Raw genomic sequence first — 20,432 nt, forward strand, 5'->3', positions numbered from 1 at the left:
GCGCCCGACGGGCCGCGCGAGCGGCCCGTCGGCGCCTCACTCCGCAGGCGGTCGCGGGCCCCCGCGCACCACGAAGTCGCGCTGCCGGATCAGGACCAGGCACAGCACGCCGGCCACGAAGGCGATGCCGGCGGCGATCGCGGTGATGTGGTTGAGCGCGTCGACCACGCCCGACGTGCCGACCCGGGTGACGAGGTCGAAGGCCTGCTGGCCGGCCGACGCGCCGCCGCCCTGCGTGGCCGCTGCCTGGGCCCCCTGGGCGGCGGCGTTGACCTGGCCGCCGGACAGGGCCGCGGTGAGCGGCTCCAGCGCGGCCGTCGGGACCTCGCCCCGCAGCGCGGGCCGCACGGCGTCCGCGACCTGCTGGCCGAAGATCGAGCCCAGCGCCGCGATGCCGGTGGCGATGCCGACCTGGCGGAAGGTCGAGTTGACGCCGCTGGCCATGCCCGAGCGCTCGACCTCGACGACGCCGACCGCGGTGGAGGCCAGCGGCGGGTTGATCATGCCGATGCCCACGCCGGCGACGGTCAGCCCGGGGATCAGGTGGGTCCAGGACGAGTCGTCCTGGATGCCCAGGATCAGCAGCAGGCCGACGCCGAGCACGAGGAAGCCCGGGCCGATGAGCCACTTGACCGGCATCCGCTCGGTGAGCCGGCCGGCGATCGCGGCAGCCACGAAGGAGGCGCCGGAGAGGAACAGGAAGCGGACGCCGGTGCCCACGGCCGAGTAGTCCAGGACGTTCTGGACGTAGATCACCAGGAACGTCAGCAGCGAGAAGATCGACGCCGAGACGCCGAACGCCGCCACCAGGCCGCCGACGAAGGTCGGCTTGCGGAGCAGGCCGAGGTCGAACATCGGGCTGCTCTGCCGCAGCTGGCTGACCACGAACGCCGCCAGCAGCACGGCCGAGACGACCAGCGAGGTCACCACGACCGTGTCGCCCCAGCTCTTCTGGCCGGCCTCGATGAGGCCGTAGACCAGGGCGCCCAGGGCGATCGAGAACGTGACGAACCCGATCCAGTCGGGTCGGCCGGCCCGCGGGTTCTTCGACTCCTGCACCTTCAGCACCGTGACGGCGATGGCGACCAGGCAGATCGGGATGTTGACGAAGAAGATCCAGCGCCACGACAGCCCGCTGGTGAGCACGCCGCCCAGCACCGGGCCGATGGCGACCGCGACGCCGGTCACCGCGCCGAAGACGCCGAAGGCGGTGCCGCGGTCCTTGCCGTGGAAGGCGCCCGCGAGCAGGGCGAGCGCGGTGGCGAACATCGCCGCGCCGCCGATGCCCTGGAACGCCCGCGACACCGTCAGCAGGGTGATGTCCTGTGCGGCCCCGCAGGCGATCGAGCCGAGGGTGAACAGCACGACGCCGATCACGAAGACCCGGCGGCGCCCGAAGAGGTCGGCCAGCGACCCGGCCGTCAGCAGCAGCGCCGCCAGGCTGAGCGCGTAGGCGTCGATCACCCACTGCAGGTCCGAGAGCGAGGCGTCGAGCTCGCGCTGGATGTCGGGCAGCGCGACGTTCACGATGGTGATGTCGAGCAGCAGCATGAACACGCCGGTGCAGACGGCGACCAGCGTCCACCACTTGGGGTCGCGGGCCGGCGTCGCGGCGTGGCGCCCGGCGGTGGGCTCGGCGGCGGTGTCGTGGCTCATGGGTCCTTCGATCGTCAGGGACGTAATCGTCAAGAGGTTAACGATGACCCTGTGTACGATACGCCGACCGGGCCGGTCGTCAAGCGGGGACGCCCCGGCCGACGAGGAGGTGCGGGATGGGCAGCGGGGCGACCGACAGCCGTGAGCTGCTGCCCGAGCTCGCGGTCCTGCCCGGCCACCTGCTGTGGCGCTCGGCCGCGCGCGTCCACGCCGCCCTCGCCGAGGTGCTGCCCCCCGGGGTCGACCTGCACGCGTACGCCGCGCTGCTCGCCCTCGGCGGCGGGGCCACCCGGTCGCAGCAGGAGCTGGCGCAGACCATCTCCGTCAGCCGCACCACCATGGTCAAGGTGGCCTCGGCGCTGGCCGAGGACGGGCTCGTCGAGCGGGTCCGCAGCCCCGAGGACCGCCGGTCCTACGCCCTGACCCGCACGCCGGCCGGCGCCGCGGCGGCCCGGCGCTGGCGTCGCCACGCCGACGCCGTCGAGGCCCAGGTGACCGCGGGGTTCAGCGACGCGGAGCGCGACGAGCTGCGGGCGCTGCTCGGCCGGGTGGCGCAGGACGAGCTGTCCCCGGAGGTGCCCGCGCCGCTGCGCGAGAGCATCGGCTTCCTCGTCACCCGCGTCCACGCCCGCACCCACCGCGAGGCCCTCGGGGCGCTCGAGCCGGTCGGCGTCGAGCCGCGCCACTACGCCACCCTGACCGCGCTCACCGCGACCGGGCCGGTGCCGCAGGCCGAGCTGGCCCGCCGCCTGGGCCTCAGCGGCGCCAGCATGGTGCAGATCGCCGACGAGCTCGAGCAGCGCGGGCTCGTCGAGCGCCGCCGTCCCCCGGCCGACCGTCGGGTCCAGGTGCTCCACCTGCAGCCCGGTGCCGAGGACGTCCTCGACGAGGCCGGCCGCGTCGTCCGGGCCCAGGTCGAGCAGGTGCTCGCGACGCTGTCGCCGGCCGAGGTGTCCCGGGTGGTGTCGCTGCTGCAGCGGCTGGTCACCGCGCCCTGAGCCGAGCGCGGCTAGCCCTTCTCGACCTCGCTCTGGAGCTTCAGCACCGTGGTGCCGTCCTCCTGCTCGATCACGTACGCCGGGTCGTCGTCCGACCCGTTGCGGGTGATCTCCTTGCCCTTGGACTTCCGGGTCACCTTCTCGTGGTGGACCTCGGTGACCTTGCCCTCGGCCTCGTTGTCGCCCCACTTCCACGTGACGGTGCTGCCCGTGCGGATGCTCATGCGGTGTCTCCCTGGGTCGGGGCGTCGTGCTCGGCGGCCTGTCGCAGCTTGGTCAGGGTCCCCGCGATGCCGCGCCGGTTGCGCTCGGGGAACCCGGCCAGCTCGACGACCAGCCGGGGCAGGCGCCCGTAGCGGCTGTAGTCGAACGACTCGGTGACCTTCGTACCCCCCTCGACCGGTTCCAGCACGTAGCGCCAGCGGTGGCCACCGAAGTGCCGCCACGCGATCCGGCGGTCCGCCTCGAGCTCCACGACCGTGTTGCGGATCTTGTAGGGCAGGCCGAACATCTTCATGTCCATCCCGAAGCGCGAGCCCTTCACCAGGCGGACCGGACCGGTCACCGAGCCCCGCAGCGAGCCCGAGCCGTCGATGCGCTGGTGCTGGCGCGGGTCGGCCAGGATGTCGAAGACCACCGAGGGCGGGGCGGCCACGACGACCGAGTCGCTGACGACGCGCGGGGACGGGGACTGGTCGGACGGGGACTGGCCGGGCGTGGACCGGCCGGACGGGGAGGTCATGGGCCGAGTCAAGCAGGCATAGCGTGACGGGCGATGACGAACCGGACCCCGCCCGCGCCCCCCTCGGCACCGCCCTCGGCGGCTGTCCGTCCGGGCGCCCGGCTCCCGCTCGTGCCCGCGGTCGGGTTCGTGCTGATCTGGTCCTCGGGCTACATCGTCGGACCCTGGGGCGTCGAGGCGATGTCGCCGCTGGCGCTGGTCGCCGCACGCTTCGTCCTCGCCGCGGTGCTGGCCGCCGTGGTGGCCCGGGTGCTGCGGGGACCGCTGCGCGTCTCGCGCGGCGACGTGCTGCGGATCGGGCTGAGCGGCTTCGTGCTCAACGGCGTGCAGTTCGCCGCGATGTACCTCGCCTTCGACCGGGGCATGGGCGCCACCCTCGGGTCGCTGATGCACTCGCTGAGCCCGGTGCTGACGGCCGTGCTGGCCGCCGCGCTGCTGCGCGAGCGGCTGCGCCCGGTGCAGGTCCTCGGGTTCGCGGTCGGCGTCGCCGGGGTGCTGCTCGTGCTCGGTCCCGACCTGCAGGAGGCGGGCGGCCCGGTCGCGGTGGGTCTCGGCGTGGTCAGCGTGCTGGGGCTGAGCCTCGGCACGCTCGGCCAGCGCTGGATCGGCCACGCGCCCGACCCGCTGTGGTCGGCGGCCATCCAGTTCGGGGTCTCGGCGCCGCCCCTGGTCGTGCTGGCCCTGCTCGTCGAGGGCACCGACGTGGTGCGCGACCCGCTGCAGGCGGGCGCGTCCCTGGCCCTCCTGGTGGTGGTCAACTCGCTCGTCGGGCTGTTCCTGCTCGGCGTCCTGGTCCGGGCGCGGGGGGCAGGGGCGGCCGGGAGCGTGTTCTTCCTGATGCCGCCCGTCACCGCCGTGATGGCCTGGCTGGCGCTGGGCGAGACGCTGGGGGTGCGCGAGGTGCTCGGCCTGGTCGTCACCATCGTGGCGGTCGCCGCCGCCACCCGCTCGGGCACGCCGGTCGCGCCCGTCCCACCCGAGCCCGGCACCCGACCGACGGAGGCACCCCGATGACCCTGTTCGACCTGACCGGGCGCCTCGCGCTCGTCACCGGCTCCTCCCGCGGGCTGGGGGAGACCTTCGCGCGCGGGCTGGGGGAGGCCGGGGCGCAGGTCGTGCTGCACGGGCGCGACCCGGCGACCCTGGCCGCCGCGGCCGAGCGCCACGAGGCCGCGACCGGCCGCGCGCCCCTCACCGTCGTCTTCGACGTCACCGACCCGGATCAGGTGCGCTCCCGGCTCGACGAGCTGGTCGCCGCCCACGGCGTGCCGGACGTGCTGGTCAACAACGCCGGCACCCAGAGCCGCGCCCCCTTCCCCGAGGTGACCGCCGAGGCCTGGGACGACGTCATCGCCACCAACCTGTCGAGCGCGTTCCACGTCTCGCGGGCCCTGGCGGGCGGCATGGTCGAGCGGGGCTCGGGCAAGATCGTGCACGTCGCCTCGGTGCAGTCGCGGCTGGCGCGGCGCACCATCGCGCCGTACGCCGCGGCCAAGGGTGGGCTGGTGCTGCTGGCCCAGGGGATGGCCGCCGACCTCGCGCCGCACGGCGTGCAGGTCAACGCGCTCTCGCCGGGCTACTTCGCCACCGAGATGAACCAGGCGCTGGTCGCCGACCCCGAGTTCGACGCCTGGGTCCGGGCGCGCACGCCGGCCGGGCGCTGGGGCCGCGCCGAGGAGCTGGTGGGCACGCTGGTCTACCTCTGCTCGGACGCGTCGAGCTTCGTCTGCGGCCAGAACGTCGTCGTCGACGGGGGCATCACCGCCGTCGTCTGAGGTCCCCCGAGGTCAGCCTCGGGTTTCACACGCGCCCCAGGGGGCACACCCCAAGTGGCGGACACCCGTCGTGCCCACGGATCGAGGAGGACCCCATGGCGTTCGGACGCAAGCAGGAACCGGTCGTTGACCAGCAGGACCGCACCCACGTCCCCGGGGAGGGCCCGCGCGACGGCGAGCTGCGCCGCGGCGACGACCGCCTGGCCCGCGACAAGTTCGGGGGCGCCAACATCGGGGCGGCCTTCTTCGGCTGGCTGGTCGCGGTCGGCATGACCGTGCTGCTGACCGGCATCCTGGCCGCCGTCGCCACGGCCGTCGGCTACTCCGGCACCGTCTCGCTCAACCAGGCGCAGGACAACGCCGAGAGCGTCGGCCTCGGCGTGGCCATCGCGCTGTTCGTCGTGCTGCTGCTGGCCTACTACTCCGGCGGCTACGTCGCCGGCCGGATGTCGCGCTTCGACGGCGGCCGCCAGGGCCTGCTCGTGTGGGTGATCGCCCTCGTCGTCACCGTCGTGGCGGCCGTGCTCGGCGTCCTCGCCGGCGACCAGTACAACGTGCTCGACCGCGTCGACGTGCCCCGCCTCGGCCTGCCCGGTGGCGACGTCACCACCGCGGGCGTGGTCGGCGCCGTCGTGCTGCTCGTCGGCACCCTGCTGGCCGCCATGGCCGGCGGCAAGGTCGGCCAGCGCTACCACCGCCGCGTGGACCGCGCCCTCTGAGCCACCCCGCCCCACGCTCGCCTCGACGGCCGCAGCCCGCACCCCGGGCTGCGGCCGTCGTGCGTCCGGCGCGGCGCACCGGAGCCGCGTGCCGGGTCGGCGCCGCACGGGTGCGTCCGGTTGGCGGGCGCGACGGGCGGCACGGTACGTTGACGCTGCTCGTGTGGCCCCGGTCACACGAGCGTCACTGTTGCGTCGCACGTCGGGCCACCCCTCCGCCGGCGACGAGCACGACGCCGCCGCGGCAACCCCGCGCGGTCTCCACCAGACAGGAGTGAAGCGTTGAGTCAACCCTCCGCCTTCGGACCCGATCTCGTCGAGGTCTTCGGCCCCTCGCAGCGCGACGGCGGCCCCGACCTGGTGCAGCTGCTGACCCCCGAGGGGGAGCGCGTGCACCACCCCGAGTTCGACCTCGACTTCCCGGCCGACCAGCTGCGCGGCATGTACCGCGACATGGTGCTGACCCGCCGCATCGACACCGAGGCCACCGCCCTGCAGCGACACGGCGAGCTCGGGATCTGGGCGCAGCTGCTGGGCCAGGAGGCCGCGCAGATCGGCGCCGGCCGGGCGCTGCGCCCCCAGGACTACGTCTTCCCGACCTACCGCGAGCACGGCGTCGCCTGGTGCCGCGGGGTCGACCCGCTCGACCTGCTCGGGCTCTTCCGCGGCGTCGACCACGGCGCGTGGGACCCGCGCGAGAACAACTTCGGGCTCTACACGATCGTCATCGGCGCGCAGGCGCTGCACGCGACCGGCTACGCCATGGGCATCCAGCGCGACGGCGCGGTCGGCACCGGCGACCCCGACCGCGACGCCGCCGTGGTGGCGCACTTCGGTGACGGCGCCAGCAGCCAGGGCGACGTCAACGAGGCCTTCATCTTCGCGGCGTCCTACAACGCCCCCGTCGTGTTCTTCTGCCAGAACAACCAGTGGGCGATCTCGGAGCCGATCGAGCGGCAGTCGCGGATCCCGCTCTACCAGCGGGCGCTCGGCTTCGGGTTCCCCGGCGTGCGCGTCGACGGCAACGACGTGCTGGCGACGTACGCCGTCACGCAGGCCGCCCTGCAGCGCGCCCGCGAGGGCAGCGGCCCGACCCTGGTGGAGGCCTACACCTACCGGATGGGCGCGCACACCACGACCGACGACCCCACCCGCTACCGGCTCTCCGACGACGTCGAGCACTGGAAGCTCAAGGACCCGATCGCGCGCCTGGAGGTCTACCTGCGGCGCAACGGCCTGGTCGACGACGCGTTCGTGGCCGACCTCAAGGCCGAGGCCGACGACCTCGGCCACCGGCTCCGCGAGGGCTGCAAGGCGCTGCCCGACCCGAAGCCGCTCGACCTGTTCGCCCACGTCTACGCCGAGGAGACCGACGAGCTGCGCCGCCAGCGCGAGGGCTACGCCGCCTACCTCGAGTCCTTCGAGGGGAGCCACTCGTGAGCACGAAGATCACCCTGGCCAAGGGTCTCAACGCCGGGCTGCGCAAGGCCATGGAGGACGACCCCAAGGTCCTGGTCATGGGCGAGGACGTCGGCAAGCTCGGCGGCGTCTTCCGGATCACCGACGGCCTCCAGAAGGACTTCGGGGAGGACCGCGTCATCGACTCGCCGCTGGCCGAGTCGGGCATCGTCGGCACGGCCGTGGGGCTCGCGCTGCGGGGCTACCGGCCGGTCGTGGAGATCCAGTTCGACGGGTTCGTCTACCCGGCGTACGACCAGATCGTGTGCCAGGTCGCGAAGATGCACTACCGCTCCAAGGGCCGCTCCCCGATGCCGATGGTCATCCGGATCCCCTTCGGCGGCGGCATCGGCGCGGTCGAGCACCACTCCGAGAGCCCGGAGGCGCAGTTCGCGCACACCCCCGGGCTCAAGGTGGTGGCGTGCTCCAACCCGGTCGACGGCTACTGGATGATCCAGCAGGCGATCGCCTCCGACGACCCGGTGATCTTCCTCGAGCCCAAGCGGCAGTACCACGCCGACAAGGCCGAGCTCGACGAGTCGCTGGCCCCCGAGCCGCTGTTCAGCAGCCGGGTGGTGCGGCGCGGGACCGACGCGACGGTCGTGGCCTACGGACCCACGGTCAAGACCGCGATGGCCGCGGCGACGGCCGCCGAGGACGACGGCACCTCGCTCGAGGTGATCGACCTGCGCACGCTCTCGCCGCTCGACATGGGCCCGGTGATGGAGTCCGTGCGCCGCACCGGCCGGCTGGTCGTGTGCCACGAGGCCCACGTCAACCTCGGCCTCGGTGCCGAGGTGGCCGCGCGCGTCACCGAGGAGTGCTTCTACTCGCTCGAGGCGCCGGTGCTGCGGGTCGGCGGCTTCGACACGCCGTACCCCGCGAGCCGCATCGAGGAGGACTTCCTCCCCGACCTCGACCGCGTCCTCGACGCCGTCGACCGCTCGCTGGCCTTCTGAGCCGACCAGCCCCCGACAGGAGAGACATGTCCGAGTTCAAGCTGCCCGACGTCGGCGAGGGCCTCACCGAGGCCGAGATCGTGAGCTGGCGGGTCCAGGAGGGCGACACCGTCGCCATCAACGACATCGTGGTGGAGATCGAGACCGCGAAGTCGCTGGTCGAGCTGCCCTCGCCGTACGCCGGCACGGTCACCGCCCTGCTCGTCGCCGAGGGCGACACCGTGCCCGTCGGCGTGCCGATCATCGCGATCGGCGACCCGGTCGGGGCGCGTCCCGTCACCGCGGCCCCCGAGGAGGTCGCGCAGCAACCGTCCTCCGAGACGCCTCGTTCGTCGGCTCCTCGGCAACCGTCTCGAGGGGTCGACCTCAGCGACATGGACCTGTCCAACCCGGCCGCCAGCGGCGGCGGGGAGGGCGAGAGCCTGGTCGGGCGCAACAAGGCCGACCGCGGCCCCGTGCGCCGCCCCCGCAAGGGCTCCGCCTCGCCCGCCACGGAGTCCGCGGCGGCCACCCAGATGCAGCTCCAGGGCGCCTTCTCGCAGGGCGGCGCCCAGTCCGACGACGTCGTGGAGTCCGACGAGCCGGCCGTGCCGGCCCGCGAGGCGCCCGCCCCGGTGGTGCCCGACGCGTTCGTGCCGGCGCAGGCGCTGACCGGGGAGCGCGCCCGGACCCTGGCCAAGCCGCCCGTGCGCAAGCTCGCCCGGGACCTCGGCGTCGACCTGGCCTCGCTGGCGCCCACCGGCCCCCACGGCACCGTCAGCCGCGACGACGTGCAGGCCGCGGCGTCGCGTGCCAGCGCGGGTGCGGACGGCGAGCCGGCCGTGCGGACGTCGTACGAACCGGTCGCGGGGGCGGCCGGTCCGCACGACGTCCCGGCCGGTCGCGAGGTCCGCGAGCCGATCAGGGGCGTGCGCAGGATGATGGGCCAGGCGATGGTCCGGTCGGCGTTCAGCGCCCCCCACGTGACCGAGTGGATCACCGTCGACGTCACGCGCACCACGGAGCTGGTCGAGCGGCTGCGTGGCCACCGCGAGTTCCGCGACGTCAAGGTCAGCCCGCTGCTAATGCTGGCCCGGGCGGCCGTGCTGGCCGTGCGGCGCACGCCCGAGATCAACTCGACCTGGGACGAGCAGGCGCAGGAGGTGGTCTACAAGTCCTACGTCAACCTCGGCATCGCCGCCGCCACCCCGCGCGGGCTCGTCGTGCCCAACGTCAAGGACGCCGACCGGCTCTCGCTGCGCGAGCTCGCCGAGGCGCTGGCCGCGCTCACCGCGACCGCCCGCGAGGGCCGCACCCAGCCGGCCGAGATGAGCGGCGGCACCTTCACCATCACCAACGTCGGCGTCTTCGGCGTCGACGCGGGCACGCCCATCATCAACCCGGGCGAGTCCGCGATCCTGTGCTTCGGCGCGACCAGGCGGCAGCCCTGGGTGGTCGGCACCGGCGCCGACGAGCGGCTGGAGATCCGCGACGTGTGCACGCTGGCGCTGTCCTTCGACCACCGCCACGTCGACGGCCAGGCCGGCTCGCGCTTCCTCGCCGACGTCGCCTCGGTCATGGAGGACCCCGCCAACGCCCTGCTCCTCTAGGTCTCGCGGGCACCGGGTCCGCCTGCCCCCGAGAGACGGGTAGTCCGCGACGTTCGGCATGTCAGAAGCCCGCTGGGGGGTGCCGAACGTCGCGGACTACCGATTCCTCGCCGCGCGCGACACCACCGTGACACCACTGACCCTTGACGTGACACCACAGTGGTGTCACAGTGGTGCGCATGGAGATCACCCCGTTCGTCGACCGGTTGCGCGAGGACCTCGCGCGGTCGGCCGCCGCCACCGACGAGCAGACCCGGGCGGCCGCCGAGCGGCTCGCCTCGGCCCTGGACCCGGCGGTGCGCCTGACCCTGATGGAGGCGCTGTCGCAGGCGACCTCCGAGATCACCACCGAGATGCGCGAGGGCTCGGTCGAGGTGCGGCTCGTCGGCCGTGACCTCGACTTCGTGGTCGACCAGGACCTGCCGGTCCCGCCGAGCGCGCCGGCACCGCCCGCGCCCCCGCCGCCCCCGGCGGTCGACGACGACGTGGACGGCGGCACCGCCCGGATCACGCTCCGGCTGCCCGAGTCGGTCAAGACCCGCGCCGAGGAGCTCGCCGCCGGGTCCGGCCAGTCGCTCAACACCTGGATCGTCCAGGCCCTGCGCCGGGCCACCAGCGACACCGGCCTGCACATCGACGTCGACCTGCCCGAGGTGCCGTTCCTCGACGGCTTCCCGGGATCGCGGCGCGCCCGCGGCCAGCGCCGCATGACCGGCTGGACCTGACCCCCCGGGTCCGTCCGGTCCCACCCCCCCACCCCTGTCACGACACGGCACGGCCCCACGCCACGCGGTGCCGCGGACGAGCACACCCTCACGACGGGAGCACCGCCATGCACCACACCTTCGAGACCCCCCACCCGGTCGAGCTGCACGTCGAGCTCGGCAGCGGTGACCTCCGCACCGAGACGACCGGCACCACCGCGACCACCACCGTCGAGGTGACCGGCCCCCGCGCCGAGGAGTTCGTCGTCGAGCAGTCAGGCGACCAGGTCACGGTCGTGGCCCCCCACGGTCGCGGCGTCTTCGGGCCCAGCCACGCCCACCGCGTCCGCGTCGGCCTGCCGCCCGGCAGCTCGCTCTCGACCAGGACCGGGTCGGCCGACACCACGGCACGGGGCGACTACGCGCTCGTCCGGCTCCGCTCGGGCTCCGGCGACGTCGAGGTCGAGCAGGTGGACGGCCCGGCCGCCGTGGACAGCGGGTCCGGCGACGTGCGGCTGCACCGCGTGGGCGGCGACCTGCGCGTCAAGAGCGGCTCGGGCGACGTCTCGGTCGGCGAGGTCGAGGGCACCAGCGCCGTCACGACCGGCTCCGGCGACGTCCACCTCGGTCTCGCCCGCGGCCGCGTCTCGCTCAAGTCGGGCTCGGGCGACCTGCGGGTCGAGCGCGCCGAGTCCGACGTCGTGCTGAGTAGCGCCAGCGGCCGGCAGTGGGTCGACCACGCCGGCCCCCGGGACGACGCGGTCGCCACCGTCGTGACGATCACCTCGACCGCCGTCTCGGGCGGCCTGCGGGTCGGCGTACCTCCCGGCACCCCGGTGTGGACCGACCTGCAGGCCGTCAGCGGCCGCGTCAGCTCCGCCCTCGACAGCGTCGGCCGCCCCGAGCCCGGCCAGGGCCACCTCGAGGTGCGGGCCACCACCGTCAGCGGCGACATCCGGCTCGAGCAGGTGACGGCATGAGCATGGCGATGTTCGAGACCGGCGGGCCGACCCGGCGGCTGGTGCCCGAGGACCTGCCCGCCCGTCGCCGACGCCCCGGCTGGGTGCCCGGCACCCGCACGAGCCGCCGCCGGACCGGCTAGCCCACGACGACCCGCACGGACGCCACCGGTTGGCGCCCCGCCCGGCCTTCGTGCCAGGGTCTCCGTGTGGAGACCTCGGGCGGGGAGGACGCCGGGGCGGACCTGGGGAGGGGCACGTGGAGGGACGAGGAGCACGGGTCGAGGTCAGCGGGCTGACCAAGAGGTTCGGTGGGTTCACCGCGGTGGACGACCTGAGCTTCGTGGTGGAGCCCGGACGCATCACGGGCTTCCTGGGCCCCAACGGCGCCGGCAAGACGACCACGCTGCGGATGGCGCTGGGTCTGGTGCGGCCGACGGCGGGCCGGGTCACCATCGACGGCCAGGCGTACGTCGACCTCGCCGATCCCCTCGGCACCGTCGGTGCGGCCCTCGAGGCGACGAGCTTCCACCCCGGCCGCTCGGGCCGGGACCACCTGCGGGTGCTGGCCGCCACGGCGGGGATCGCGACCACCCGGGTCGACGAGCTGCTCGAGCTGACCGGCATCCCGGCCTTCGCGCGCCGCCGGGCCGGCGCCTACTCGATGGGCATGCGGCAGCGGCTCGCGCTGGCTGCGGCGCTGCTGGGCGACCCGTCGGTGCTGGTGCTCGACGAGCCGGCCAACGGCCTCGACCCCGAGGGGATCCGGTGGCTGCGGGGCTTCCTGCGGATGCTGAGCCGCGACCAGGGCAAGACCGTCCTGGTCTCGAGCCACCTGCTCCAGGAGGTCGCCCAGACCGCCGACGACGTGGTCATCATCGCCAACGGACGGCTGGTCCGGCAGGGCACCATGGCCGAGCTCCAGGGCGAGCCGAGCGTGCTGGTCCGCACCTCCGACCCCGACGCCCTCGCCCGGGCTCTCGGGGCGGCGGGCGTGGCCACCACGCCCGGTCCCGACGGTGCCCTCTCGGCGACCACGGCCGACCCGCGGCTGGTCGGGGACACCGCGCTGGCCGCCGGCCTCCCGGTCTGGGAGCTGACCCCGCAGCGTGCCGACCTCGAGCAGCTGTTCTTCTCGCTCACCGAGGGCACCAACCGCAACCAGGCGGGGGCACCACCCGCCCCGGACGCCGTCCCGACGACCGGACGGGGGATCGCATGATCGCGCGCAGCGTCCGTGCCGAGCTGCTCAAGCTGTTCACCACCCGGCTGTGGTGGGGGATGGCCCTGGGCGTGCTGGTCTCCGGCGCCGCCTTCGCGCTGCTGTTCGGCATCGTCCTGACCGGCGACGCGGCCGGCCAGGGCGGTCCGGGTGGCATCCCCACGGGCGACGCCACCCAGGTCGCCAACAGCGTCTACACCGGGGGCCTGAGCATCGGCTACCTGCTGATGCTGACGATCGGCGTCATCCAGATCGGCGCGGAGTACCGCCACCACACCATCACCTCGACCTTCCTGGCCCAGCCGCGTCGCTGGCGGGCGATGGTCGCCAAGGTGCTGGCGCTGCTGGTGATCGGCGTCGGCTACGGGCTGGTCAGCCTGGTGGGGTCGGTCTCCGTGGGGGCGGTGGTGCTCGGTGCCCGGGGTCAGGACGCCTTCCCGTCCTCGGAGGTGGTGCGCACCATCGCGCTCAGCCTGCTCGTGCTGGGCCTGTGGGCGCTGATCGGCCTCGGCGTCGGCATCCTCATCCCCAACCAGGTGGCCGCGCTGCTCATCGGCGTCGGGGTCGCGTGGATCGTCGAGCCGCTGCTGGGGCTGCTGCTCGGCACCTGGGACTTCGGCCGCGAGCACGTGGCGCCGTACCTGCCCAGCCAGGCGACCAGCGCGATCGTGAACGCCGTCCAGAACTCGCCCGACGACGTGCGGCTGTCGTGGTGGGCCGGCGCGCTCGCGCTCGCGGCGTGGGCGCTGGTGCTGGCCGGGATCGGGTCGCTGCTGACCACCCGGCGCGACGTCAGCTGACCCGCGCCCCGCGCAGCGCCTCGGCGAGGCGGCGTCGCGGGTTGAGGCCGGCGGTCACCGCCCCGCCAGCCAGGTCGCGGCCCAGGCGGGGGCGTCGCAGCACCTCGCTGGGGCTGAAGCCGGTCGTGGGCGCGCCGTACGCCACGTAGAAGCGCACCGGCAGGTCGTGCCGCCGGGCGAGCGCCAGGGCCCGGCGCGCGGGCAGGCCGAAGAGCAGCTCGACGCCCGCGGGCCGGTGGTCGCCCACGGCCCGCTCCAGCAGCCGGGTGTCGTGAGTGGCGATGCTGGCGGCCCCGGCGGGCAGGGCGGCCAGGACCCGGTCGCAGGCCTCCCGCAGCCGGGGGTCGTCCTCGCGCCGCCCGGGCTGGGCCCACTGCCCCTTCACGACGCGTACGCCGAGCCCGTCGGCCGCCGCGGCACGCGCGTCGTCCGGGCTGCGGTCCCACCGGGCGGCGACGGCCACGCCGGTGTCGGCCCCGTGGTCGCGGACCACCCGGGCGAGCTCGAGGGTGCGGGTCGCCTCGTCGGGGCCGTGCGAGTCGAGCACCAGCCCGACGCCGGCCTCGCGGGCCTGGGTCGCGAGCCGGCCGAGCGCGTCGGCGTCGAAGCCGAGCTGCGGGGCCTTGACCGCCACCCGCGGGGCGCGCCCGCAGCCGGCGAGGGCGGCGATGCACCCGGCCACCTCGGCCTCGATCTGCCGAGGGCTCTCACCGGAGTCCCAGTAGGCCAGCGTCACGGCGTACCCCGCCCCGAGCAGGCGCATCGCGACCAGCAGCGCGCTGTCGCGGGTGCGGCCGGTGACGTAGGCCCGACCCGCCCGTCCGACGACCAGCGCCAGCAGCGGTGACAGCAGGCGGCGCAGCACACGCTTCAGCACGGCACGGGGCTCCTTCGACGTCGGACGGGACGGCCGGGTGGGCCACGGGGGAGCCCACCGGATCATGGCGCACGCGTGCGGGACCGGGCAGTCCGGAAACCGCCTGGACCAGACCACGGCCGGGGCCCGAGCGGGGAGTCAGGCGGCGGTCAGGTGGGAGCCGCAGGTGGACCGGTGGGCGGGCGGTCAGCCGGTGATCGTGTGCCAGTCGTCGAGCAGGTCCTGCTCCTCGGCACGGGTCATGCCGGTCACGGTGGCGCGGCCCTGCTCCGAGCGCAGCCAGCGCAGGGTGTCCGCGGCGGTCTCGGCGATCGGTCGGGTGGTGAGACCGGCCTCGTGGGCGGCGCCCACGTCGTGGGTGACCAGGCCGGCGGCCTCCTCGGGCAGCCACAGCGGCAGCGAGCGTGGACCGGCCCACGGCTCGACGTGGTGGCGGCGCAGGAAGGCGGGCGCGGCCCAGTAGAGCGTGGCCGGCCCGCGGGTGCCGACGTCCTCGACGCCGCGCTGCACGTCCTCGAGCAGCTCGCCCAGGGTGGTGACGTAGCCGGTGGCGTCGTAGGTGCCGGTGCGCCGCTGCTCGGCGCAGCCGACCAGCCAGGCCGCCAGGTCGCGCACGTCGATCAGCTGGGTGTCGCGGTCGGGGGAGTCGGGGGCCAGGACGTCGCCGCCCTCGGCCAGCCGCTCGGGCCAGTAGCTGAAGCGCCCGGTCGGGTCACCGGGCCCGACGATGAGCCCGGGGCGCACCACGAGCGCCTCCTCGGCCCGCTCGCGGACGAGCTCCTCGCAGGCGACCTTGGCCGCGCCGTACGCCTCCGGGGTGTCCTGCTCGGCCTCGTCGTGGGCCGCCTCGAGCAGCGGCAGGGTGTCGGGGGTGCCGTGGCGGGTGGTGGTGTCGGCGTACACGCTGATGGTCGAGACGAAGGTCCAGTGCGGCGCGCGGCCGGCCAGCTGCTCGAGCGCCTCGCGGACCCAGCGGGGCGAGCGCGCGACGTCGACGACGGCGTCCCAGTCGTCGTCGAGACCCGCCCAGTCGGGCCGGTCGCGGTCGAGGCAGACCAGACTCGCGCCCTCCGGGACCTCGCCCGAGCGCCCGCGCGCCGCGCACGTGACCTCGTGGCCCCGGGCGACGGCCTCGGCCGCCACGGCCCGCGACAGGAACAGCGTCCCTCCCAGCACCAGCAGCTTCATGGGGACAACCTTCCTGGTCAGGGCGTCGGGCACAACCTCCCGCTGCGTCTCAGGCCGGGTCGTCGGTCGGCGCCGACAGGTCCTTGACCATCATCGAGACCAGGTGGCCGCCGGACTCGCGATGCCCGACCTCGACGTAGCCGCGGGCGCGGTGGAAGGCCAGCGACGGCTCGTTGGGCGGGTCGAGGTTGACCTCCAGGGCCAGCACCGGGCGGTCGGTGGCGGCCTCGAGGTCGTCGTACAGCGCGGTCGCGAGGCCCCGTCGCCGGAAGTCGTCGTGGATCACGACCCGGTCGAGGTAGGCCAGGTGGTCGTGGCGCTCGGAGAACCACCCGAAGTTCTCCCCGTCGTACGCCGACCCGTCGGTGAAGGTGAGCACGAAGCCGGCGAACCGGCCGTCGACGTCGAGCACCAGCGCCCGGTCGGCCCAGCCGAGCAGCTGCACCAGCCGGGGCTCGTCGAGCGGGGCGAGCAGCTCGACGTGGCGCTCGTTGAGCGCGAGCACGTCGGCGTGGTCGGCGGGGGTGATCGGCCGCAGCCGCAGGTCGCTCACGACAGGTACCTCACGTCGGTGGCCTCCTCGGCCTGGGTCCACAGCTGCGCGCGCAGCTCGCGGTCGCGCGCGGTGCGCGGGGGGTTCACGATGCGGGCACCGCCGTTGAGGCCGAGCGGTCCGCCCGGTCCCACGACGGTGCCGCCGGGCAGGTCGGCCGTGGCGGCCATCAGCACCGGCCAGGGCGCCAGCGCGCTGCGCTGCTCGACCGCGCCCAGGGCGGCCTGCAGGATGCTCGGGCCGCGGCGGACGCGCTGCCGCAGGCCGTCGGCCTGGTCGAGCGCCGAGGAGGCGTCGAGCCCGGCGAGCGCGGCCACGCTGCGCAGCGACCCGACGCGCTGGTCGCGGGCGCGGCGGTCCAGCTCCAGGGCCAGCAGCAGGCCGGCCAGGGCGGCCTCGGCCGGGGCCGCCCAGGCGGTGCGCCGCTCCAGCGCGCCGTGGGCGCCGCCGGCCAGGTCGTCGGCGGACAGCTCGCGGGCCAGCTTGTGCGTCGGGCTGACGACGGTGACCACGCGGCCCGACCGCGCGGCCGTCAGCAGCGGGAGCAGCCGGCCGACCAGCGCGAACGGGCCCAGGAAGCGGGCCGCCAGCGCGGCGTCGAAGCCGTCGGCCGTGGTGCTGGCCGAGCGGTCGCGGTGGCCCTCGTCGAGCACCAGCAGGTCGAGCGCGGCCCCACCGACCTGGTCGGACACCTGCCGGCCCACCTCCTCGGCCCCGTCGCGGACCGAGTCGAGGTCGGCCAGGTCGAGCCGCAGCGCGACCGGGCGGGCGGTGCCGCGGCGCTGCACCTGCTCGTCGGCGTCGACGGTGCGGACCAGGGCCGCCAGCTGGTCGAGGTCGCGGTCGGCCACCACGACCTCGGCGCCGTGACGGGCCAGGGTGAGCACCACCTCGCGGCCGGTGGGGCCGGTCGCGCCGGTGACCAGGGCGCGACGACCCGCCAGGTCGGGGACCTCGTCGGGCGACCAGCCGCGCCGGCCGCCACCGCCCCGACCGTCCGGACCCGAGCCGAGCTCGTCGCTCACGGGGTGATCGCCATCGAGGCGAGCAGCCGCTCGGCGACCTCGGCGTCGCCCTCGACGACCGGGCGGGTGGCCGCGGGCGGTCGTCGGCCGGCCCCCAGCACCACGAAGTCCTCGGGGCTGAGCGTCACGGTCGTGGTGGCGGGCACGTCGTCGGCCCCCGGCGCGGCCCGGCCGTCCTGCCCGACCGCGACCGTCCAGGTGCGGCCCGCCTCGGGGACGACCACGCGCACGGTGGTGCCCGGCGGCGGTGCGACCCGCTTGCCGACGACCATGGGCAGGCCCAGGCCCAGGACGTGCAGGGCGAGCGCGGCCGCCGGGGTGTCGTAGCCGCCCGGGCGGCCGACGGCGCGGCGCACGTCCTGGTCGTGGAGCCAGACGTCGAAGGGCCGGTTGCGCAGCAGCAGGCCGTGGGGCCACCCGGCGTCGGCGGGTGCCTTGGGGGCGGGAGCGGCGGGGTCGCGGGGCGGGTCGGCGACCAGGGCGGCGTGCCGGGTCGCGACGGCGGTCTCGAGCTCGTCGGCCAGCTCGGCCAGGCTCCGGTCACGACGGGCCAGCACCCCGGCCTCGGTGTAGAGGCCCATCGCGCCGCGCAGGTGCGGCGCGGGCGCGACCTCGATCGTCTCCTCGGGCGTCCCGGCCAGGACCGCCTCGAGGTGGGCGGTGTGGGCGACGTTGTCGCGCACCGACCAGCCGGGCAGGTCGGTCGGCAGGTCGGCCACCGCGGGGTCGAGGTCGCGGACCAGCGCCACGAGGTCGGCACAGGCGCCGCGCCAGGTCTCCACCAGCTGCCACAGGTCGGGGTCGGCCCCGGCGGGGGTGCCGGACGGCGGGTCTGCCGGGACGTCCGCAGGGGTCCGGGGGGAGGTCATGGGCCCAAGATACGAGGCGACCCGCCCCGCCGGGCAGGCGGAGCGGGTCGTCAGGTGCAGGGCGTCAGTAGCGCGGGCCGTCGGTGCGGTCGTGCTCGACGCGGGTGGTGGTGCGGCTGCGCTGGGCGTTCATCACCAGGGCCAGCACGATGGCCAGGGCGCCCACGACGATGAGGATCCAGCCGAGCGTCTCGGTGGCGATGGCGTTGTCGACGCTGGCCGGCAGGTCGATGACGCCGAACGCGAAGATCAGGCCCACCAGCAGCAGGACGATTCCGAGTCCGATTCCCATGACGATCTCCTTCGTGTGTGTGCCCGCCTGGAGCAGGGGCTGCTCGGAGTGTGCCCCATCGCGACCCCCGCCATGCGCCGAAACCGGGCGTACGACGGCCGCGGGCCCGCTCTCCCGGAGGAGGACGGGCCCGGTGCGGGTGGGAGCCGCGGGCTAGAAGGCCGCCTCGTCGAGGTCCATCAGCGACAGGTCGGTCGCCTCGGCGATGGCGAGCTCGGCGCTCAGCCGCGGCAGGTTGTGCTGCGCGAAGAACTGCGCGGCCGCGATCTTGCCCTCGTAGAACGCCGTGTCCTTCGGGCCGTGGCCGCCCGCGTCGAGCGCGTGCAGCGCCACCTCGGCGCCGCGCAGCAGCAGCCACGCGCACACCACGTCGCCCAGCGCCATCAGCAGGCGGGAGGTGTTGAGCCCCACCTTGTAGATGTTGCGGATGTCGCCGCCCTCGGCCGACTCGTCGGCGCTCATCAGGGTGTTGATCATGAGGCCGACCAGCGCCTGGGCGTCCTGCAGCGCCTGGCCCAGCAGCCCGCGCTCGTTCTTGAGCCGGCCGTTGCCGGCCTCGCTGGTGAGGAACGCCTCGATCTCGCCGGCGAGGTGGCCCAGCGCGACGGCCTGGTCCTTGACGATCTTGCGGAAGAAGAAGTCCTGGCCCTGGATCGCGGTGGTGCCCTCGTAGAGGGTGTCGATCTTGGCGTCGCGGACGTACTGCTCGAGGGGGTACTCCGCGAGGAAGCCGGACCCGCCGAAGGTCTGCAGCGACTCCGTGCCGAGCAGGGTCCACGAGCGCTCCGAGCCGTAGCCCTTGACGATCGGCAGCAGCAGGTCGTTGACCCGCATCGCCAGCTCGTCGGTCTCGCCGCGGTGCTCGGCCAGCTGGACCCGGTCCTGCCAGGAGGCGGTGTAGAGCACCAGCGAGCGCATCGCCTCGGAGAAGGACTTCTGCACCATCAGCGAGCGGCGCACGTCGGGGTGGTGGGTGATGGTGACGCGGGGGGCCGTCTTGTCGGCCGCGCGGGTCAGGTCGGCGCCCTGGACGCGGGTCTTGGCGAACTCCAGCGCGTTGAGGTAGCCGGTCGAGAGCGTCGCGATCGCCTTGGAGCCGACCATCATGCGGGCGTTCTCGATCACCTGGAACATCTGCGCGATGCCGTCGTGCACCTCGCCGAGCAGCCAGCCGCGGGCGGGCTCGCCGCCGCCGACCGACGGGTCGCCGAAGGTGACCTCGCAGGTGTTGGAGACCTTGATGCCCATCTTGTGCTCGACGTTGGTGACGTAGACGCCGTTGCGCTCGCCGGTCAGCTCGCCGGACTCCACGTCGAAGTGGGTCTTCGGCACGATGAACAGGCTCAGGCCCTTGGTGCCGGGACCACCGACGCCCTCGACGCCCGCGGGGCGGGCCAGCACGAGGTGGATGATGTTCTCGGTCAGGTCGCTCTCGGCCGAGGTGATGAAGCGCTTGACGCCGGTGATGTTCCAGGTGCCGTCGTCGTTGGGGGTGGCCTTGGTGCGACCGGCGCCCACGTCGGAGCCCGCATCGGGCTCGGTGAGCACCATCGTGGTGTGCCACTGGCGGTCCACGATGTGCTGGGCGATCTGCTTGTCGCGGTCGTTGCCGTTGCGGTGCACGATGCCCGCGAAGGCCGGGCCGGCGCCGTACATCCAGATGGGGGCGTTGGCGCCGAGCACCATCTCGCCCAGGGCCCAGATCAGGCTGGCCGGCGCGGGGGTGCCGCCGAGCTCCTCGCTGAGCTGCAGCCGCCAGTACTCCGCGTCGCGCCACGCCTCGTAGCTCTTCTTGAAGCTCGCGGGCACGGGGGCGGTGTGGGTCTCGGGGTCGAAGACGGGCGGGTTGCGGTCGCTGTCCTCGTACGACGCCGCGAGGTCCTCGCGCGCCAGCCGCTCGACCTCGCCCAGGATGGAGCGCGCGGTCTCGCCGTCGATCGCCTCGAACGGGCCCTGGCCCAGGACCTCGTCCCGGCCGAGCACCTCGAAGAGGTTGAACTCGATGTCGCGCATGTTGGTCTTGTAGTGGCTCACTGACCCACCTTCT

22 protein-coding genes are annotated in these 20,432 nt (G+C 74.6%); 12 read left to right on the plus strand and 10 right to left on the minus strand.

Annotated features, from left to right (window positions below; all coding sequences use genetic code 11):
• Window positions 1-36 precede the first annotated feature (36 nt).
• A complete protein-coding gene (locus BLU55_RS15460; protein WP_091731480.1) occupies window positions 37-1,656 on the minus strand; it encodes an MFS transporter in 1,620 nt (539 codons plus the stop codon).
• A 116-nt stretch (window positions 1,657-1,772) separates the two neighbouring features.
• On the opposite strand from BLU55_RS15460, the gene BLU55_RS15465 reads away from it, so the two are divergent.
• A complete protein-coding gene (locus tag BLU55_RS15465; protein WP_091731482.1) occupies window positions 1,773-2,654 on the plus strand; it encodes a MarR family winged helix-turn-helix transcriptional regulator in 882 nt (293 codons plus the stop codon).
• 11 nt (window positions 2,655-2,665) lie between these two features.
• On the opposite strand, the gene BLU55_RS15470 is transcribed toward BLU55_RS15465, so the two are convergent.
• Complete coding sequence (locus BLU55_RS15470; protein ID WP_091731485.1) at window positions 2,666-2,878, minus strand: hypervirulence associated TUDOR domain-containing protein; 213 nt, start codon at window positions 2,876-2,878, stop codon at window positions 2,666-2,668.
• Window positions 2,875-3,396 carry an SRPBCC family protein gene (locus tag BLU55_RS15475; RefSeq protein WP_091731488.1) on the minus strand — a complete coding sequence of 174 codons (522 nt, stop codon included), beginning with the start codon at window positions 3,394-3,396 and terminating at the stop codon, window positions 2,875-2,877. The genes BLU55_RS15470 and BLU55_RS15475 overlap by 4 nt, the downstream gene beginning before the upstream one ends.
• Window positions 3,397-3,429: 33 nt before the next feature.
• Here BLU55_RS15475 and BLU55_RS15480 point away from each other — a divergent pair, with 33 nt between their 5' ends.
• From BLU55_RS15480 to BLU55_RS15525, 11 genes are all read left to right on the plus strand, one after another.
• Window positions 3,430-4,410 (plus strand): DMT family transporter, encoded by a 981-nt coding sequence (locus BLU55_RS15480; RefSeq protein WP_091731490.1) that lies wholly within the window; start codon window positions 3,430-3,432, stop codon window positions 4,408-4,410.
• Window positions 4,407-5,171: an SDR family oxidoreductase gene (locus BLU55_RS15485; protein WP_091731492.1), complete on the plus strand. Its 765-nt coding sequence runs from the start codon at window positions 4,407-4,409 to the stop codon at window positions 5,169-5,171. The genes BLU55_RS15480 and BLU55_RS15485 overlap by 4 nt, the downstream gene beginning before the upstream one ends.
• A gap of 95 nt (window positions 5,172-5,266) precedes the next feature.
• Window positions 5,267-5,890: a hypothetical protein gene (locus tag BLU55_RS15490; protein ID WP_091731494.1), complete on the plus strand. Its 624-nt coding sequence runs from the start codon at window positions 5,267-5,269 to the stop codon at window positions 5,888-5,890.
• 282 nt (window positions 5,891-6,172) lie between these two features.
• Entirely contained in the window at window positions 6,173-7,330 is a 1,158-nt protein-coding gene (pdhA, locus tag BLU55_RS15495) for a pyruvate dehydrogenase (acetyl-transferring) E1 component subunit alpha (protein WP_091731497.1), read from the plus strand.
• Window positions 7,327-8,307 (plus strand): alpha-ketoacid dehydrogenase subunit beta, encoded by a 981-nt coding sequence (locus BLU55_RS15500; RefSeq protein ID WP_091731499.1) that lies wholly within the window; start codon window positions 7,327-7,329, stop codon window positions 8,305-8,307. The genes pdhA and BLU55_RS15500 overlap by 4 nt, the downstream gene beginning before the upstream one ends.
• A 26-nt stretch (window positions 8,308-8,333) precedes the next feature.
• A complete protein-coding gene (locus BLU55_RS15505) occupies window positions 8,334-9,896 on the plus strand; it encodes a dihydrolipoamide acetyltransferase family protein (RefSeq protein WP_091731501.1) in 1,563 nt (520 codons plus the stop codon).
• A 179-nt stretch (window positions 9,897-10,075) separates the two neighbouring features.
• Window positions 10,076-10,621, plus strand: a complete 546-nt coding sequence (locus BLU55_RS15510) for a toxin-antitoxin system HicB family antitoxin (protein WP_091731504.1) — start codon at window positions 10,076-10,078, stop codon at window positions 10,619-10,621.
• Between the two features lie 107 nt (window positions 10,622-10,728).
• Entirely contained in the window at window positions 10,729-11,580 is an 852-nt protein-coding gene (locus BLU55_RS15515; RefSeq protein ID WP_091731506.1) for a DUF4097 family beta strand repeat-containing protein, read from the plus strand.
• Window positions 11,577-11,702, plus strand: a complete 126-nt coding sequence (locus tag BLU55_RS20065) for a hypothetical protein (protein ID WP_269457923.1) — start codon at window positions 11,577-11,579, stop codon at window positions 11,700-11,702. Before BLU55_RS15515 ends, BLU55_RS20065 begins: the two co-directional genes overlap by 4 nt.
• Before the next feature lie 116 nt (window positions 11,703-11,818).
• Window positions 11,819-12,781, plus strand: a complete 963-nt coding sequence (locus BLU55_RS15520) for an ABC transporter ATP-binding protein (RefSeq protein WP_091731509.1) — start codon at window positions 11,819-11,821, stop codon at window positions 12,779-12,781.
• Window positions 12,778-13,581 (plus strand): hypothetical protein, encoded by an 804-nt coding sequence (locus BLU55_RS15525; protein WP_197681016.1) that lies wholly within the window; start codon window positions 12,778-12,780, stop codon window positions 13,579-13,581. The genes BLU55_RS15520 and BLU55_RS15525 overlap by 4 nt, the downstream gene beginning before the upstream one ends.
• Here BLU55_RS15525 and BLU55_RS15530 read toward each other — a convergent pair.
• From BLU55_RS15530 to BLU55_RS15560, 7 genes are all read right to left on the minus strand, one after another.
• Window positions 13,574-14,458 (minus strand): hypothetical protein, encoded by an 885-nt coding sequence (locus tag BLU55_RS15530; RefSeq protein ID WP_091731512.1) that lies wholly within the window; start codon window positions 14,456-14,458, stop codon window positions 13,574-13,576. The genes BLU55_RS15525 and BLU55_RS15530 overlap by 8 nt on opposite strands.
• Before the next feature lie 186 nt (window positions 14,459-14,644).
• On the minus strand, window positions 14,645-15,646 hold the full coding sequence (locus BLU55_RS15535) for an NAD-dependent epimerase/dehydratase family protein (RefSeq protein ID WP_091731514.1): 1,002 nt from the start codon (window positions 15,644-15,646) through the stop codon (window positions 14,645-14,647).
• A gap of 49 nt (window positions 15,647-15,695) precedes the next feature.
• A complete protein-coding gene (locus BLU55_RS15540; RefSeq protein WP_231916906.1) occupies window positions 15,696-16,199 on the minus strand; it encodes a GNAT family N-acetyltransferase in 504 nt (167 codons plus the stop codon).
• Window positions 16,196-17,224 carry an SDR family NAD(P)-dependent oxidoreductase gene (locus BLU55_RS15545; protein WP_091731517.1) on the minus strand — a complete coding sequence of 343 codons (1,029 nt, stop codon included), beginning with the start codon at window positions 17,222-17,224 and terminating at the stop codon, window positions 16,196-16,198. Before BLU55_RS15545 ends, BLU55_RS15540 begins: the two co-directional genes overlap by 4 nt.
• Window positions 17,221-18,093, minus strand: coding sequence for a maleylpyruvate isomerase family mycothiol-dependent enzyme (locus BLU55_RS15550; RefSeq protein ID WP_091731519.1), 873 nt, complete (start codon window positions 18,091-18,093; stop codon window positions 17,221-17,223). The genes BLU55_RS15545 and BLU55_RS15550 overlap by 4 nt, the downstream gene beginning before the upstream one ends.
• 64 nt (window positions 18,094-18,157) lie before the next feature.
• Window positions 18,158-18,385, minus strand: a complete 228-nt coding sequence (locus BLU55_RS15555; protein ID WP_091731522.1) for a DUF6458 family protein — start codon at window positions 18,383-18,385, stop codon at window positions 18,158-18,160.
• Window positions 18,386-18,538: 153 nt separating this feature from the next.
• Window positions 18,539-20,419, minus strand: a complete 1,881-nt coding sequence (locus BLU55_RS15560; RefSeq protein WP_091731525.1) for an acyl-CoA dehydrogenase — start codon at window positions 20,417-20,419, stop codon at window positions 18,539-18,541.
• Window positions 20,420-20,432 lie beyond the last annotated feature (13 nt).

Origin of the sequence: Nocardioides scoriae, assembly GCF_900104965.1 — a bacterium.
Lineage (GTDB): Bacteria > Actinomycetota > Actinomycetes > Propionibacteriales > Nocardioidaceae > Marmoricola > Marmoricola scoriae.

Bases quoted from the DNA above. Each gene is read 5' to 3' on its own strand.
- BLU55_RS15470 (WP_091731485.1), bottom strand. From the start codon at position 2,878: ATGAGCATCCGCACGGGCAGCACCGTCACGTGGAAGTGGGGCGACAAC.
- BLU55_RS15525 (WP_197681016.1), top strand. From the start codon at position 12,778: ATGATCGCGCGCAGCGTCCGTGCCGAGCTGCTCAAGCTGTTCACCACC.
- BLU55_RS15480 (WP_091731490.1), top strand. From the start codon at position 3,430: ATGACGAACCGGACCCCGCCCGCGCCCCCCTCGGCACCGCCCTCGGCG.
- BLU55_RS15505 (WP_091731501.1), top strand. From the start codon at position 8,334: ATGTCCGAGTTCAAGCTGCCCGACGTCGGCGAGGGCCTCACCGAGGCC.
- BLU55_RS15535 (WP_091731514.1), bottom strand. From the start codon at position 15,646: ATGAAGCTGCTGGTGCTGGGAGGGACGCTGTTCCTGTCGCGGGCCGTG.
- BLU55_RS15515 (WP_091731506.1), top strand. From the start codon at position 10,729: ATGCACCACACCTTCGAGACCCCCCACCCGGTCGAGCTGCACGTCGAG.
- BLU55_RS15475 (WP_091731488.1), bottom strand. From the start codon at position 3,396: ATGACCTCCCCGTCCGGCCGGTCCACGCCCGGCCAGTCCCCGTCCGAC.
- BLU55_RS15490 (WP_091731494.1), top strand. From the start codon at position 5,267: ATGGCGTTCGGACGCAAGCAGGAACCGGTCGTTGACCAGCAGGACCGC.
- BLU55_RS15550 (WP_091731519.1), bottom strand. From the start codon at position 18,093: ATGACCTCCCCCCGGACCCCTGCGGACGTCCCGGCAGACCCGCCGTCC.
- BLU55_RS20065 (WP_269457923.1), top strand. From the start codon at position 11,577: ATGAGCATGGCGATGTTCGAGACCGGCGGGCCGACCCGGCGGCTGGTG.
- BLU55_RS15460 (WP_091731480.1), bottom strand. From the start codon at position 1,656: ATGAGCCACGACACCGCCGCCGAGCCCACCGCCGGGCGCCACGCCGCG.
- BLU55_RS15510 (WP_091731504.1), top strand. From the start codon at position 10,076: ATGGAGATCACCCCGTTCGTCGACCGGTTGCGCGAGGACCTCGCGCGG.
- BLU55_RS15555 (WP_091731522.1), bottom strand. From the start codon at position 18,385: ATGGGAATCGGACTCGGAATCGTCCTGCTGCTGGTGGGCCTGATCTTC.
- BLU55_RS15485 (WP_091731492.1), top strand. From the start codon at position 4,407: ATGACCCTGTTCGACCTGACCGGGCGCCTCGCGCTCGTCACCGGCTCC.
- BLU55_RS15465 (WP_091731482.1), top strand. From the start codon at position 1,773: ATGGGCAGCGGGGCGACCGACAGCCGTGAGCTGCTGCCCGAGCTCGCG.